This is a genomic window from Mesorhizobium sp. M8A.F.Ca.ET.208.01.1.1, assembly GCF_004791315.1.
Classification (GTDB): domain Bacteria; phylum Pseudomonadota; class Alphaproteobacteria; order Rhizobiales; family Rhizobiaceae; genus Mesorhizobium.
Window position 1 is genome coordinate 90,984 of sequence record NZ_SRUT01000013.1, and the last position, 14,142, is coordinate 105,125.

The 14,142-nt window shown below is 57.0% G+C and carries 9 protein-coding genes and 2 pseudogenes; 6 read left to right on the forward strand and 5 right to left on the reverse strand.

Annotated elements, in window-relative coordinates:
- The first annotated feature begins 365 nt into the window (after positions 1-365).
- The 4 genes and pseudogenes from EN851_RS32150 to EN851_RS32165 all read left to right on the forward strand — a co-directional run.
- Positions 366-2,033: a hydantoinase B/oxoprolinase family protein gene (locus EN851_RS32150; RefSeq protein WP_135930837.1), complete on the forward strand. Its 1,668-nt coding sequence runs from the start codon at positions 366-368 to the stop codon at positions 2,031-2,033.
- Between the two features lie 68 nt (positions 2,034-2,101).
- Positions 2,102-3,478 carry an aminotransferase gene (locus EN851_RS32155; protein WP_135930838.1) on the forward strand — a complete coding sequence of 459 codons (1,377 nt, stop codon included), beginning with the start codon at positions 2,102-2,104 and terminating at the stop codon, positions 3,476-3,478.
- Positions 3,471-4,955 carry an aldehyde dehydrogenase family protein gene (locus EN851_RS32160; RefSeq protein WP_135930839.1) on the forward strand — a complete coding sequence of 495 codons (1,485 nt, stop codon included), beginning with the start codon at positions 3,471-3,473 and terminating at the stop codon, positions 4,953-4,955. Before EN851_RS32155 ends, EN851_RS32160 begins: the two co-directional genes overlap by 8 nt.
- A 308-nt stretch (positions 4,956-5,263) precedes the next feature.
- Positions 5,264-6,186: pseudogene (locus EN851_RS32165) on the forward strand (IS110 family transposase); the annotation flags it as partial.
- Positions 6,187-6,261: 75 nt separating this feature from the next.
- On the opposite strand, the pseudogene EN851_RS32170 reads toward EN851_RS32165, so the two are convergent.
- The 5 genes and pseudogenes from EN851_RS32170 to EN851_RS32185 form a co-directional block, all read right to left on the reverse strand.
- Positions 6,262-7,178 (reverse strand): annotated as a pseudogene (locus EN851_RS32170) (tyrosine-type recombinase/integrase).
- Positions 7,175-7,405 (reverse strand): tyrosine-type recombinase/integrase, encoded by a 231-nt coding sequence (locus EN851_RS37775; protein ID WP_281041111.1) that lies wholly within the window; start codon positions 7,403-7,405, stop codon positions 7,175-7,177. Before EN851_RS37775 ends, EN851_RS32170 begins: the two are co-directional and overlap by 4 nt.
- On the reverse strand, positions 7,402-8,106 hold the full coding sequence (locus tag EN851_RS37780) for a tyrosine-type recombinase/integrase (RefSeq protein ID WP_281041112.1): 705 nt from the start codon (positions 8,104-8,106) through the stop codon (positions 7,402-7,404). The genes EN851_RS37775 and EN851_RS37780 overlap by 4 nt, the downstream gene beginning before the upstream one ends.
- Before the next feature lie 696 nt (positions 8,107-8,802).
- Positions 8,803-9,948, reverse strand: a complete 1,146-nt coding sequence (locus tag EN851_RS32180; protein WP_135930840.1) for a M20 family metallopeptidase — start codon at positions 9,946-9,948, stop codon at positions 8,803-8,805.
- A gap of 38 nt (positions 9,949-9,986) precedes the next feature.
- Positions 9,987-11,177: an aminotransferase class V-fold PLP-dependent enzyme gene (locus tag EN851_RS32185; protein WP_245520856.1), complete on the reverse strand. Its 1,191-nt coding sequence runs from the start codon at positions 11,175-11,177 to the stop codon at positions 9,987-9,989.
- Positions 11,178-11,460: 283 nt separating this feature from the next.
- Between EN851_RS32185 and EN851_RS32190 the strand changes: the two genes are divergently transcribed.
- On the forward strand, positions 11,461-11,922 hold the full coding sequence (locus EN851_RS32190) for an Lrp/AsnC family transcriptional regulator (RefSeq protein WP_126057703.1): 462 nt from the start codon (positions 11,461-11,463) through the stop codon (positions 11,920-11,922).
- Positions 11,923-12,704: 782 nt separating this feature from the next.
- The gene (locus EN851_RS32195; protein ID WP_135930841.1) at positions 12,705-14,099 is read left to right on the forward strand and encodes an MmgE/PrpD family protein; all 1,395 of its coding nucleotides are present in this window, start codon (positions 12,705-12,707) and stop codon (positions 14,097-14,099) included.
- Positions 14,100-14,142 lie beyond the last annotated feature (43 nt).

Consider the following 14,142-nt stretch of genomic DNA (forward strand, 5'->3'; position numbering starts at 1 on the left):
GAAAAGGCGAACGTACGAAGCGCGGCAGGTTCAAGGTAACGTTAGAAACCAGAACTGGTGCGGCGTGGCTCATATCAATTTCACTGTGGCTACCAAAACTTTGATATTAGCGAGCCTTTCGGTGACGGTTATCGTTGACGTGATCTTGGAAGTTAAGAGACTGATGGATCCGGGCGGGTCTTTGCACATGCCGCCGTAGGTTAGGCCAAAACTGAATACGCTGCCGACCTATAGCTCGGGGGCCCGGCGCCGTGCCGGAGCCGGCGAGCCTCGAGCGTTCGAAGCGCGCAGCGGACTGAAGCCGATTTGTGGAACTCGAAGGGCGGTGGGGTCATGAGCATCAGAGTTGGGCAATGGGATGGAACATGTTGAACCCTATCACTGTTGAGATCGTCAGGAATGGATTGATATCCGCCGCGGAAGAAATGAACGCGATGCTAATCCGCTCCGCATTCACGCCGATCATCTATGAGATGAAGGATTGCGCTGTTGCGATCCTGGACCGCGACCACGAGGTTCTCGGCCAATCGTCCGGCCTGCCGATATTTCTCGGCAATCTGGAAATCTGTTCGGAATATACGGAGCGCAAATTCGGCAGGCACATTTGGCGCGAAGGCGACATCTGGGCACTAAACGATACTTACGTTGTTGGCACCCATCTCAATGACGTCTCTGTATATGCACCGATCTTTTTCAGGGGCGAGCTCTTTGGTTTCGCCGTTTCCCGAGCCCATTGGCTGGACATTGGCGGCAAGGACCCGGGACAGTCGTTCGATTCGACGGAGATATTCCAGGAGGGCCTACGCCTTCCGCCCACCCGAGTGGCAATAGGGGGCGAAATCAATCACGACGTGGTTGACGTGATCGAGGCCAACACCCGATTACCCAAGGGAGTAATCGGCGATCTCAAGGCGCAGATCGCGGCTGCGTACGTGGGGTCTCGCCGCGTTATTGAACTCCTCGACAAATATGGAGTTGAAGTTGTTAACGACGCCAAGGAGATGATCTTCAATCAGGCCGAAAGCTTTGAGCGGGCAGCCATTGAAGCGATTGCGGATGGAGAATACTCGGCGGAAGGCTATGTCGACGATGACGGATTGGGGAACGGCCCGCTCCATGTGAAAATGCGAGTTACTGTAAAGGGTAGCGATATCGAAATCGATGTAACCGAGGCCAGTGATCAGGCGCCCGGACCGATCAACAGCGGGGCTTCCCAGACAATCTCAGCATGTCGGGTCGGATTCAAATATCTGTTCGCATCGGACAAACCAGTTAACGGTGGCTCGTTTCGATCGCTGTCAGTAAAACTGCGCGAGGGTTCGTTTCTCGCCTGTACCAGTCCCGCACCCGCAAACTGGTACTTTAGTTCCCTGGGGTTGCAAATCGACCTCCTCGCCAAGGCACTGGCCAATGCGATGCCAGACAACGTTACAGCTGCTGATTATGGCGATTCGAATCCGGTGATCATGTCGGGCACGGATCCCCGAAATGAAGGGATTTTTATCGATTTCGAATGCCATGTCGGAGGCTGGGGGGCGTTTCGTGGCCATGATGGGGTCTCCGGACTGATCAACAAAGTGAATGGGGGCCTGAGGGACATTCCCATCGAAGTTTGCGAAACGCGCTATCCGCTCAGGGTCAGAGATTATTCCCTACGCCCAGATTCAGGCGGCGCCGGACAGTGGCGTGGCGGCTGCGGCATAACGAAGACCTACGAGATGTTGTCCGACAATTGCGCTGCCGGTTTCTGGTGGGAAAGGTCTGTCACGCCGGCATGGGGCCTGCTCGGGGGCAGGCATGGGCGTCCTCCGTCGGTAATCGTCAAGTCCTCCGAAGTAGGAGAAATCAGCTGCCTGAAAGCCAACGGCATCAAGCTCAAGTCAGGCGATTTGATCATTTGCCGGTCCGGCGGGGGCGGCGGGTACGGTGACCCCTCGCAACGCGACAGAAACGCAATCGAAAACGACATCGCAGACGGTTTTATTACCGTGGAAGGCGCAATTCAGGATTACGAATACGAACCAACACTGTGATCAGGAGAGTTCGTTTCCGTCCGCAGTTTGTTTGAAACTCTCCCTCAGCCGGGAGTTGTGGAGGAAAAATGCACGATAAAAACAGGTCGCTTATGGATTTGGACAAACAGTCGCTGATCCATCCATACACAAATCTGGCCGACCATCAGCGTTCTGGTCCGCTGATCATCGAGCGTGGCGACGGCATCCACGTCATCGACGAGAATGGCAAGAGCTATATTGAAGGGCTGTCCGGGTTGTGGAGCACCGCGCTTGGTTTCAGTGAACCCGAACTTGCAGCCGCGGCTGCCAAGCAGTTCGACAAGTTGCCCACTTATCATAGCTTCAACGGCATGGCGACTCGGCCAATGATCGAACTCGCCGATCGCCTAAAGGATATGGTTCCCATATCTGACGGACGTGTCTTTTTTGCCAATTCTGGATCTGAAATCAACGACACGGTCATCAAACTGATCTGGTACGCCAACAATATTCTGGGCCGTCCCGAGAAGAAGAAGATCATCACTCGGGAGCGCAGCTACCACGGCGTCACGCTTGCGACCGCTTCCATGACCGGTTTGGAAATGTGTCACGACGGCTTTGACCTACCGCTCGACCGGTTTTTGAAATGCATGTGCCCAGATTACTATCGCGACGGCTTGCCGGGCGAAAGCGAAGAGCAGTTTTCCGAGCGCTGCGCGGACGACCTTAGAAAGTTGATCGAGCGCGAGGGCGCGGGCACAATCGCAGCATTCTACGCCGATCCGGTAATAGCTGGCGGCGGGGTGGTGCCGCCACCCGCCGGCTACTTCGATAGAGTTCAGAAAATCCTCAGGGAAAATCAGATCCTGTTCGTGGCGGACGAGGTTATTTGCGGCTTCGGGCGCACCGGGCACGCATTTGCCAGCGATACCTACCATCTGCAGCCAGATGTTATCACGGTCGCCAAGGCCCTGTCCTCCGCCTATCTGCCGATCTCGGCCGCAATTGTGGCGCCGACTATCTGGGAAACGCTCGTAAGCGGCAGCGAGAAATATGGCGCATTCGCCCACGGCTTTACCTATTCGGGTCATCCAGTGTCCGCGGCGGTCGCGCTCCGGACCCTGGAGATTTATGAAGAACGCTCGATTTTCCAGCACGTCCAGTCTGTCGCAAAACACTTTGCGCAGCGCATTGAATCCTTCGCCGCCAATCCCATGGTTGGGGATATTCGACGGGTCGGTCTGCTCGGCGGGATTGAATTTTCGTCTGACCCAGCCACTAAGGCGCAGTTCGACAAGTCACTGAAAGTAGGCCCATTCTGTAGCCTGCGATGCCAGAACCATGGACTAATTATCAGGAATATCGGGGACATTATCGCTTTTTGCCCTCCGCTGATCATCTCAGATCCCGAAATAGACGAGATGTTCCGACGGTTTGATGTGGCCTTAGCCGAAACCTGGCAAATGGTACAAGCCAATGCATAGCACCGAGGTGACAGGCCAGCATAACTCGATGATTGCGGGAGCAAATTCAGGCTACCCGACGCTCGGGATGTTCATCGATGGTGAATTTGTCGAGTCCAGCTCGGCGGCGCCCAGGGAAGTGATAAACCCAGCTGACGAGACAGTATTAGGTCTTCTGCCTTCGGCCACTCCCCACTTGCTTCAAAAGGCGCTGCATTCGGCTGAGCGCGCGTTTGGGTCCTCGCGCCGATTCTTGCCTGAGAACCGAAAGGAAGTATTGGCACGAGCGGCCGATATCCTTGCGGAAAGGGAAGCCTCGATTTCATTGCGTATAGTTCTGGAACAGGGAAAGCCGCTGGTCCAGGCCCGGGCCGAGGTCGGTCGGGTCGTCGAGCTGTTTCGATATTATGCGCAGCTGGCGCTGGAATTGTGCGATGCCGATCTCGGGAATAACCGACAAGCAATCAGGCGTTCGTCGAAACCGGTGCCGGTCGGTGTGGTTGCAGCTTTTACCGCTTGGAATTTTCCTCTGGTGCTACCGGGACGGAAATTAGCGATGGCAATAGCTGCTGGCTGTCCCGTTATCTTGAAGGCGGCAGAGGAAACGCCTTCGGCGGCAATTGAACTCGCACGGGCCCTTCAGGAAGGCGGCTTGCCCAACGGATATCTTAATCTGGTCTTTGGCAATCCCGCTGAGATTTCAAGACAATTGATCGCATCGCCGGTGGTTCGAAAAATTTCGCTCACTGGCTCGATCCCTGTTGGGAAATCTCTTGCGCGACTGGCGGCGGAGGGAATGAAACCCGCAAGCATGGAATTGGGCGGGCACTCAGCCGCGCTTGTCTTCGCAGATGCCGATATAGATGCAGCAGCAAGTGAACTTGCCTTAGCCAAATTTGCGAACGCCGGCCAAGTCTGTACCGCTCCTAGTCGACTTCTCGTCGAAATGCCGGCTTATGACATGTTCGTGGACGCCTTCTTGAGCAAAGTTAAGAGCTTAAGGATCGGAAATGGGCTGGATCCCGATACAGATATCGGTCCACTCGCGCATTCCCGTAGAATTGATGCCACAGTTGGGGTGGTCGAAGACGCAATAGGTGGTGGAGCTCAGATCATCACCGGTGGCAATAGGGTCAATGGGCCTGGTTATTTCTTTGAACCTACAGTATTGTGCGAAGCGCCCCCTGACAGCCTTATCATGCGCAACGAATATTTCGCGCCGCTCGCGCCGCTCAACGGGTTCAACAATGAGATGCAAGCGGTGAGCATGGCCAACGCCCTGCCTTATGGACTAGCCGCTTACGTCTATACGCAATCACCTGAGCGCGTCGAACGCCTGACTGAGAATTTGGAAGCGGGCGGTGTCTTCGTCAACACTACCGCAACTGTGACCGAATTCACGCCGTTTTGCGGCGTGAAAGAAAGCGGCTACGGCTATGAGGGTGGCCGCAGAGGGCTTGATACATTTGTTCATTACAGGCTGGTTAACACTCGATGACAATGGTCGGACAGAATATCGAAGCCGCGCTTAATGCAGAGCACCATGCCAAGCCAGCAAGTCGAGGTTTTCGGGCGCGCTGACCGCCTTCATCCTGCGCCAATCTCGTGTATTAGACCCATTGGTCGGCATTCGCTCGGCAGCGGTTGATGAATCCCCTCGGTATCGACGCCCCATTCCCGTGCCCCGAGGAGCCAGCGGAGCGTAAGACCGTATGTCCGCTTCTGCCGGTGAGGTGGCTCGCCCTTCTCTATTCGGCGTGTTGAAGTCAAGCGCTTGTCGAGCTTTCCGCTTCGCCGTAAGACCGTATGTCCGCTTCTGCCGGTGAGGTGGCTCGCCCTACACTGCGCGTCCGAGGGTTGCTCGGGCGGGCCGAGCCGATCCTCATCACAGGAGGACGAGCCGTGTCAGATTATAGGGAAGCATTTGTCGGAATCGATGTCGCAAAGCTTAGGAACGCCATCGCGATTGCGGATGCCGGCCGGGAGGGAGAAGTTCGCTTCATCGGCGAGGTCGACGCCTCGGATGAGAGCATGCGCCGAGTTATCCAGCGGATCGGCAACAGGTTCGATCGCGTCCATTTCTGCTACGAGGCCGGCCCGACCGGCTATGGTCTCTATCGGCTGATCCGTTCGCTGGGTCACGATGCACCGTAGTCGCTCCGTCGCTGATTCCGAGGAAGCCCAGCGATCGCGTGAAGACAAACCGCCGGGATGCCCTCGGATTGGCCAGGTTGCTGCGCGCTGGCGAACTGACGGCGGTATGGGTTCCCGATGAAGGCCACGAAGCCATGCGGGATCTCGTCCGCGCCCGGGCGGCCGCAGTTGAGACACTTCGGGTCCACCGGCAGCATGTGAGCGCCTTCATGCTCAAGCACGGACGTATCTTTCCGCGCAAAAAGGCCTGGACGATGCGCTATCTCTGCTGGCTGCAGGCGCAGCAGTTCGATCATCCCGCACATCAGTTTGCACTCCAGGAGATGGTCGAGGCGGTTCGCATCTCGAAAGAGCGGGCCGAGCGGCTTGAGCGTGTGATCGAGGAGTTCGTTCCAGCCTGGTCGCTGGCGCCGGTCGTGCGGGCGCTGCAGACATTACGTGGTGTGGATCTGATCGTTGCCGTGACGTTTGCTACCGAGATTGGCGACGTGCGCCGTTTCGAAAGCCCGCGCCAGCTCATGGGGTATGTTGGCCTTGTTCTTGGTGAGCGGTCGACCGGAGAGACAGTCAGGCGGTGTCGCGATAGGTGGCGATGCTGTTGGAGCTTACGCCTCGATGTCGCATGAGCCGATCGGTGAACCACCGCTCGATCAGCACGGCCAGCAGCGAACCTCCCACCGCTCATCCAGCAGTCGCGCGGCATGGGTCATTAGCTCCGGCGCGGCGGATAGATACCAGTAAGTGTCGCGAACATTGGCGTGGCCGAGAAAGGTCGAGAGGACCGGCAGTTCCCGCTCGACATCTTCGCCCGCACGATACCAGTTGGTCAGGGCCTGGACGGCGAAACGGTGACGAAGATCGTGAATCCGCGGACCATTGCGCTGCCCCCGCTGCCGCAGACCGATCTGTCGCGACAGCTGCCAGAATACCCGGTGCACGTATTGGTGCAGCAATCTGCCGCCCTGCTCGGCGACAAAGAAATAGGGGCTACGAGGCGGGACGAGATGGGCGTCGCGTCGCGCGGCATAGTCCGACAGCACGGCGACCGTCGTGGCATGGAGCGGGACCAGCCGCGACTTGCCGAACTTCGTCTCCCGAATGGTGAGGATACCTTGGTCGAGATCGACGTCCTCTCCGCGCAGGTCGAGCGCTTCGGAATGGCGGAGCCCGGCGACCGCAATGATATGTCCAGCGACGCAGGGCGTTGGCCGGCGGCAGCGACAGTGCCGCCGCCAGAAGCGCCGTGATCTCAGCATCGGTATAGATGTAGGGCTTTGCACGCCGCGCCGGCGGCACAACGTCTTGAGGTGGCACTTCCGTCATGGGGGTCGAAATGAGCGAGGTGCTGAGCGAAGCAGCGCACATCGGTCAGGCGGATGGACCAGCTCGGTTGTCGGCCGATCAAGGTCACCCACTTCATCGCCAGCGCCGTGGTGACGGTCTCGGCGCCGCGAGCCTCCATAAAGGTGACGAAATCCGACAACCGTCGAGCGGGGCCATGATACTTGTATCCCAATCCCTGGCGCATGCCCACATAGCGCTCGAGCGCTGTTCGAAGACGGCTCATTGGACACCTCCCGGCCAGGGCAGGCTCAGTTCGCGCAGCTTCTCGATGTCGAGCTTGGCATAGATCCTTGTGCTGTCGACGCTCCGGTGACGAAGCAACTGGCCGATCTCGGCAAAGCTGGCCCCCGACCGCAGCAGGTCGGTCGCAAGGCTGTGGCGGAAGAGGTGCGCGCCGTGGTGCGCATAGCCGTGAATACCCGCCCGCTCGAGGGCCTCCTTCGCGATCATCGTGATGGCGCAGCCTGAGGCAAAGCCGACGTGCGGAGCAGCATTCGCAGAAATAACCGGCGACACGGTGAAGCCGGTCGGCCATGCCGGATGTAGGCGACGATAGCCGCACCGACGTCGTGGCGTAGCGGCATCATCGCTTGCCGCCGCCTCTTGCCATGGACGAGGACACTGCCCGACTGCCACTCGATATCGTCAAGACTGAGCGCGGCAACCTCGCTGGCGCGCAAGCCGAGCTTAGCCAGCGCCATCAAAACCGCATAGTCGCGAAGCCCCAATGCCGTGGTCCGATCGCAGGCATCGAGAACCACCTGAACCTTCTGTGGTGGCGGGAAGGTTGGTAGGCCTGCAAGCCGCCAGCGACGGATCGACGGCACACAGTCGGCCAAGGCCACCGAAATGAAGCCCTTCAGATGCAAATAGCGCAGGAAGGCGCGCACCACCCCGCACATCGCCTTGCAGCTGTCGGCGGAGCCATCGAGAGCATGTCGCTCGACATAACCGATGACGATCTCCGGGGTGAGCGCCGCAAACCCATCTGCGCCAGCCGGACAGACCTCCTGCAGAAATCGGCGTGAGAGCAGCTTGTGGCTTTCCACCGTCGAGGCGGCGAGCCCTCTCTCTTTCGTGAGGTAAGCCGCGAACACATCAACAATCTGCTCGTACTCCGTGCGCTCAATCGGAAGGGCGGTTGGTATCAAACCTTCTTGCCGTAACGCGGCAAGCAAGCGCCGAAGCGTCGATCGGTCGCCCGAATCGATGCTCCAGTGTTTGGAACGGTGCTCCAGAAACCGCTCAACATGAACTTCGCTTAATCCCGGAGATCGTGCCCGTTACTGACATGCCAGTCTCTCAGCTCACGAAATAGGCTTAGTGATCGCCAGGTGCATTGCCGACCGAAGCCTTCGTCCGACAATCTGCCCGCATAAACGCGTGCAAACTCGCCATATGGCCCGTGGATCAGCTTCCGATACAGCGTGCTGCGTTGCAGATAGTCACTTGCGTTCATGTGTCCTCTCCTTCGCGTCAATTGGGACGGAGAGAGCCTAAGCTATGCCGATCCAGCTACCGCTACGTTGAGGAAAGTGTTGGTAAAAACTTGCTCACTGGGCATAGTTCGCCGGTCGGCATAAGCACCAAGATGAACGATATCGACCCACGCATTGGGACGGATCTGTCGGCTGGGGGCTTCGCAGCCAACATCTGCGGCCTCATGGTCCGATTCAGGTGAAGAGTACGCGCCAGCCTCTTGCCGCATCGGAAGTCAGAAATGATCATCCGGCATCGGCGAGATCATGTGTAAGTGGCTTGATACGGATTGAAAGTCGACCGTTAAGGACGTAGTCCCGCGAAGCCGAAGTCATCGCGGGAGCTATTCGTGATAGTGCCAGTGATCCCTAGTAGGTAAGCATGATCTTTTGGTAAATGTCGACCGCTTTGGCCAATTGATCAATCTCGACGTACTCGTTGGCAGTATGAGCCTGATCAATACTGCCAGGTCCAAGAATAACGCAGGGAATACCTCCCAAGGAGAGCTGACTTGCATCCGTCCCATATGGAACTCCGCGGTGCTGGCCCGTTCCGGCAACTTCAGCACAGGCCTTTGCCGCCACCGCGGCGATTTTTGTGGCTTCCGCACTCGGGGGAGCTGGATCTTCCAGAGCGGGTAGCAGCGAGCGCACCTTGATCTTATCGGGACCCTGGCGCAGGCCCTCCAGGATGTTTTCTACCTCCTGGAGCGCGTCCGCCGGTCGCTCTCCCGGTATGAGCCGCCGGTCGATCCACACCCGGCAGGATGGCGGTACCGTCGCCAATTCCGCCCCCCCTTCGATGAGCGTGATCGTGAGGGTCGGGGGGCTGACCAGGGGGTGCACGCGTTGGGATAAAGTCTCATTAATCTTGTCGAGCGCCAAGATAACCTTGGCCATTCCTGTGATCGCGTTCACTCCGAGATGGGGCTTGGAGCTGTGAGCGGGCACACCCTCCACTTCAACCTGCCAGCGGACCGATCCTTTATGTGCAACGACAAGCTCCAAGTCAGTGGGCTCACCGACCACTGCGGCCTCGTAGGATACACCTGATTGAGCGATTTTTCGCGCCCCCTTCTTTCGGTATTCTTCGTCGACGCTTGCACCCAGGACAATCGTGTATCGTGGCTTACGGTGCCCCAGGGTGCTAAGAGCCATGAGCATTGCCGCGAGCGGACCCTTATCGTCACAACTTCCTCGCCCATAAATCCGACCATCCCGTTCGTCCGGCCAAAAAGGATCTGCCTCCCAATTATCAACCGGCACCGTGTCCATGTGGGATATGAACAGGACACGCTTGTCGGGCTCCTGCCCAGGAACCCAGGTGAAGAAGTTGGCGCGGCCGTCGGTGACTTCCTGATACTCAAAGGGCAGATTACGCTCTCGGCAAAAGGCCTCGAGGAACTCAGCGACCTTTTGTTCACCGCTCCCCTTTGCCGACGCTGAAGGGTTGATGCTCTCAATTTTTATGAGTTGTTTGAGAAGCTCTACCGTTTGTGTGCTGATGGACGACATAAATACTCCTATCCCTCCTTGAGAACGCAAGCTTGCGGCTATGCCAGCCAGTTCTTTGCCAGGCCGACAACTCGGTCAGCCTCGTCTGCTGTGTTGTATAAATGTAGCGAGAAGCGCAGCATTCCCCGGCGTGCTGAGACGATCACCTGGTTTTTCAATAAATGCTCGTGTAGCGACTGAATGCGGCTATCGGCTTTTCCCGAACTAGGTGCTGGATCTCCGAGAGCAACGATACTTCCGGTGTGATCCCCTGGCGTTCCGCCGCAGACCGGTAGCCCGAGGTCTAGGAGGCCCGACGCCAGTCGCCTTGCAACCGATGTTACGCTTTGTTCAATGGCGGGCGTGCCGATTTCCATCAGCTGTCCGATGGAAGCGTGGACCGCTATGACGCCGGGAAAATTGAAATGGCCAATCTCAAAACGGGGCGCGCCGGCGCGCAATTTTACCGAATCGAATATTGGAGCCGACTCTGGTGCGTCGCCCAAATCGACACTAAAGCGGGCGAGGTAGGCAGGGCTTAGGCGATCCGCCCATTCCCGGCGGCAATATAGAAATCCCAACCCATAGAGGCCCATCAACCCCTTGTAAGATGAAGCCACCAAACCGTCGACGCCAAGCAGTTTGACATCGGTATGGAGGATGCCAACTGATTGGGAGGCGTCGGCCAAAAGAAAGGCGCCAAGACGCTTGCAAGCCTCGGCTATAGGCTCCATCACTGTCTTGAAACCTGGCACCATTGTGACAGTCGATACTGTAACGATACGGGTGCGCGAGTCGATTTGATCGATAGTAGCGTCGCACGGGATTGCGCCGTTATCAGATTCTACAATCCGCAGCTCAACTCCGTGCTTGTCCCTGAGTTGCAGCCAAGGAAGGATGTTGTTTGCGTGCTCCAATTGGCGGCACAGGACAACATTGTCTCCGGGCTTCCAAGGAATCGCGTTTCCGATTATGTTAATGCCTTCCGATGCATTCTTCGTAACAGCGATTTCGTCCTTTTCGGCCCCAATGAATTGAGCAAATCTGGAGCGTGTTTGCTCGACAAGCTGCATCATTCCTTCCTCGTCATTCAAGCCGTTCAGTCTATTGTCAAGGTGCTGATCCATGGACGTTCGGGTGGTTCTGGATATGAGCCCCTGATTTGCAACATCCATGTAAATGGCGCTTTTGGTGGCTGGAAATTCCCGCCGAAGGACGTCCAAAGGAAGAAAATGGCTTGTCATGCTCATCATCAGATCCGTGTTCATGGGTAAAGAGCGCAAAACCTACTCAGGACGCCCATTTCTGCAGTTGTGGGCAACGAAAATGCCTTGATTGAGAAGTCGTCGAGCTACTTTGCGGACGATCATACATTCGGCCGAACTTACAAGGACAAGAGGTTCACCACCGGGAGGCAATTGCCTTTCGCTGATCGGATCATTTTATGGCTTGATCCTTGTGGAACTCAGGCTAATATCGGGGGAGCCAAGCAGTTTTTCTGCGCAAATCTCCCTTTTTTGCAGTGATCATCAAATGGACCTGGATCGAGTTGATCGTAAGCTTCTCAACGCAGTGCAGCGCGACAATCGCCTGACGACAGCCGAACTGGGCGAACTTGCGGGCCTTTCTGCGACCGCTTGTCAGCGGCGACTGAAGCGACTGCGTGATGAAGGTGTGATCGAGGCTGACGTTGCGATAGTCTCGCCACAAGCCGTGGGTCGTCCCATGCTCATGCTGGCGTCGATCAGTCTCGAGCGTGAGCGGGTAGATATAATTGATCGGTTCAAGCAAGCGGTCCGGCGCACGCCTGAGATCATGAGTGCGTACTATGTAACGGGTGAAGCCGATTTCGTTCTCTTGATCTCTGTCCAAGACATGGCTGAGTATGAGGCATTTACCCGCCGATTTTTTCATGAGTCCGATATCAAAGCAGTCAAGACGATGGTCGTAATGGATCGGATCAAGGCGTCATTGGCTCTGCCTATTGAAGAATAAGGGCAGTATGCGCCCGCTTCCAGTTTTACGCCGGCACTTTGTGGTCTTAAGCGCATCAACTTGATAGCCATCGCGGTTCGTCGGTCGTGTGCGATCTAGGGCGGCGACGCGTCCTATCTCGACTCTCTCATCAGACTGACCGCAAAAAGTGCCTGTCGGCTGCATCGATGACTTCGCTTTTGCCGGCTACACTTGTAGGCTTAGGAACTGCGCTGAGATCAGTGCCCCAGCTGCGAACATCGTCCGGGGCGATGGCCGCAATTCGGTTGTCTCCGCTGCCGATCAGCACCGGCACACCCGCTTGAGAACTGCATCAGCATGATGTTGCCTTGCGGGCCACACCACGTATGCGGTGAAGCTCCTTCAACCGCGGGTGCTCAGAAAAAACATGCAACGCAAGCACTCGCAAATGCCGGGGCAGCCCGACGAAATCGTTGGATGAACGCTGCGCGTTTGGTCATGCGCCTGCAGCAAGGTCGCGTTCCTGGGGGGCAGCACTACGCGTACTCGGAACCAAAAGCCGGGTATCCGCTGGCGTTCAGCAATCCTCAGTAATCCGGGTTGCGCGCGAGACCATAGAAAAACGCAGCTTTCCTGCTCGAAACAGGCACGATTTATGCAAAGCGCGTCCTTACTGGCCCTACATCTAAACAGCGCTGACAGCTTCAGCTTTGTTGTGGGGACGGATCGACACGAGATCGTCTCTCATCTGCCAGTGTCGAGGCAGCCGATGGACAGCTCGCGCTAGGGCTCTCGATCCAGATCGCTTGGAGGTAATGGCAATGGACGTTACAACGCAACTCATTAGGCATGTTCTCAATTCCAATCTGGAGGCGATACCTGAGCAAGCGATAGTACGTGCGAAGCTTTCAATCCTTGACACGATCGCGTGCGCGATCGGCGGATCGAATGATCCTATCGCCCGCTTCTCTCGCGACTTGGGTGCGTTGTCGGGCGGCAGGCCAGAATGTACGGTTTGGATTTCCGGAGAGAAGCTCCCCGCCAGCCTGGCGGCCCTGGTCAATGCGACGACGGCCAGAGCCCTTGATTTTGATGAGACATATGAGCTCTGTATCAACGGCTGCCACGCAAGCGCCTATGACGTGCCGCCGGCGCTCGCACTCGCCGAACGTGACCCTTCCATTACCGGAAGCGAATTGCTCTCCGCAGTCGCGACGGCTATCGATTTGCATATTCGCCTTGCCCGCAGCGTGACGACCAATGCCATAGAGACAGGACGCGACAATATGGTCGCGGTCTGGGGCGCAACTGCAGTCAGCACCAGGTTGCTGAGGCTTGACGAAGAAAAAACCCGCAATGCGTTCGGAATCGCTTACGCGCACGCTGCTGGAGAATTGCAAATGTACGAAGAGGCTGCCCACACCGTCTCGCTGCAGCAGGGATTGCGGGCACGTGCTGGACTGGAGTCAGCCCTATCAGCAATGGTGGGCTTAAACGGACCGCGGGATCCGTTTTTGGGGAGGTATGGCTTCTACAAGGCTTTCGAACCCGCCTACGATCTTGATTTGCTTATGGACAAACTCGGGAATGAGTATGTGAACGCTTCCATCAGCTTCAAGCCGTGGCCGGCCTGCAAATGCGTACATCCTGCGATCGACGGACTTCTGCAATTGCGGCAGAAGTACAAATTCACTGGCGATGAAATTGTCTCAATCGAGCTCGGACTGAATCGTCTCGCCGAGGATTTTGTGGTGCAGCCGCGCGATCAAAAATGGGATCCGAAGGATCCGGTCGTCGCGCGTTTCAGCCTGCCATACGCCACTGCTGTCGCGGCCCAACGCGGCGAAGTTGTAATTCGCGATTTCCTTCCTGATATGCTCGGGGACCAGGCCGTTCGCCGGATCATGGCGCTCACTAAAATTGAAGTTGATCCGGAGATTGAACGCACGCACGGCCTCTATTCCAATTCGCCGGTGACGGTCAAAGTGAGGCTAAAAGCCGGAGCGGAACATTTCATCCGAGTCGACAAGGCATTCGGACACCCGGAAAATCCGGCTTCGCTCGCTGATGGTGTGCGGAAATTAAAAGCTTGCGCCGAGATGTCCATGGTTCCGTTCTCCGAGAGACAACTCGGGTCGATCGGCGACTTCATCAAACACCTCGATGAACAACCCACTTTGGCACCGCTATTCGAGCTGTTGGTGGGCGGCAGGTAGCTCCCGAGCGAAATTGATCACTGAGAAGAGCTGATAACGAAAT

What these genes read in the sequence shown, in the direction of transcription:
- EN851_RS32150 (WP_135930837.1), top strand. Translation starts at nt 366, where the DNA reads ATGTTGAACCCTATCACTGTTGAGATCGTCAGGAATGGATTGATATCC.
- EN851_RS32155 (WP_135930838.1), top strand. Translation starts at nt 2,102, where the DNA reads ATGCACGATAAAAACAGGTCGCTTATGGATTTGGACAAACAGTCGCTG.
- EN851_RS32160 (WP_135930839.1), top strand. Translation starts at nt 3,471, where the DNA reads ATGCATAGCACCGAGGTGACAGGCCAGCATAACTCGATGATTGCGGGA.
- EN851_RS37775 (WP_281041111.1), bottom strand. Translation starts at nt 7,405, where the DNA reads ATGATCGCGAAGGAGGCCCTCGAGCGGGCGGGTATTCACGGCTATGCG.
- EN851_RS32180 (WP_135930840.1), bottom strand. Translation starts at nt 9,948, where the DNA reads ATGTCGTCCATCAGCACACAAACGGTAGAGCTTCTCAAACAACTCATA.
- EN851_RS32185 (WP_245520856.1), bottom strand. Translation starts at nt 11,177, where the DNA reads ATGAGCATGACAAGCCATTTTCTTCCTTTGGACGTCCTTCGGCGGGAA.
- EN851_RS32190 (WP_126057703.1), top strand. Translation starts at nt 11,461, where the DNA reads ATGGACCTGGATCGAGTTGATCGTAAGCTTCTCAACGCAGTGCAGCGC.
- EN851_RS32195 (WP_135930841.1), top strand. Translation starts at nt 12,705, where the DNA reads ATGGACGTTACAACGCAACTCATTAGGCATGTTCTCAATTCCAATCTG.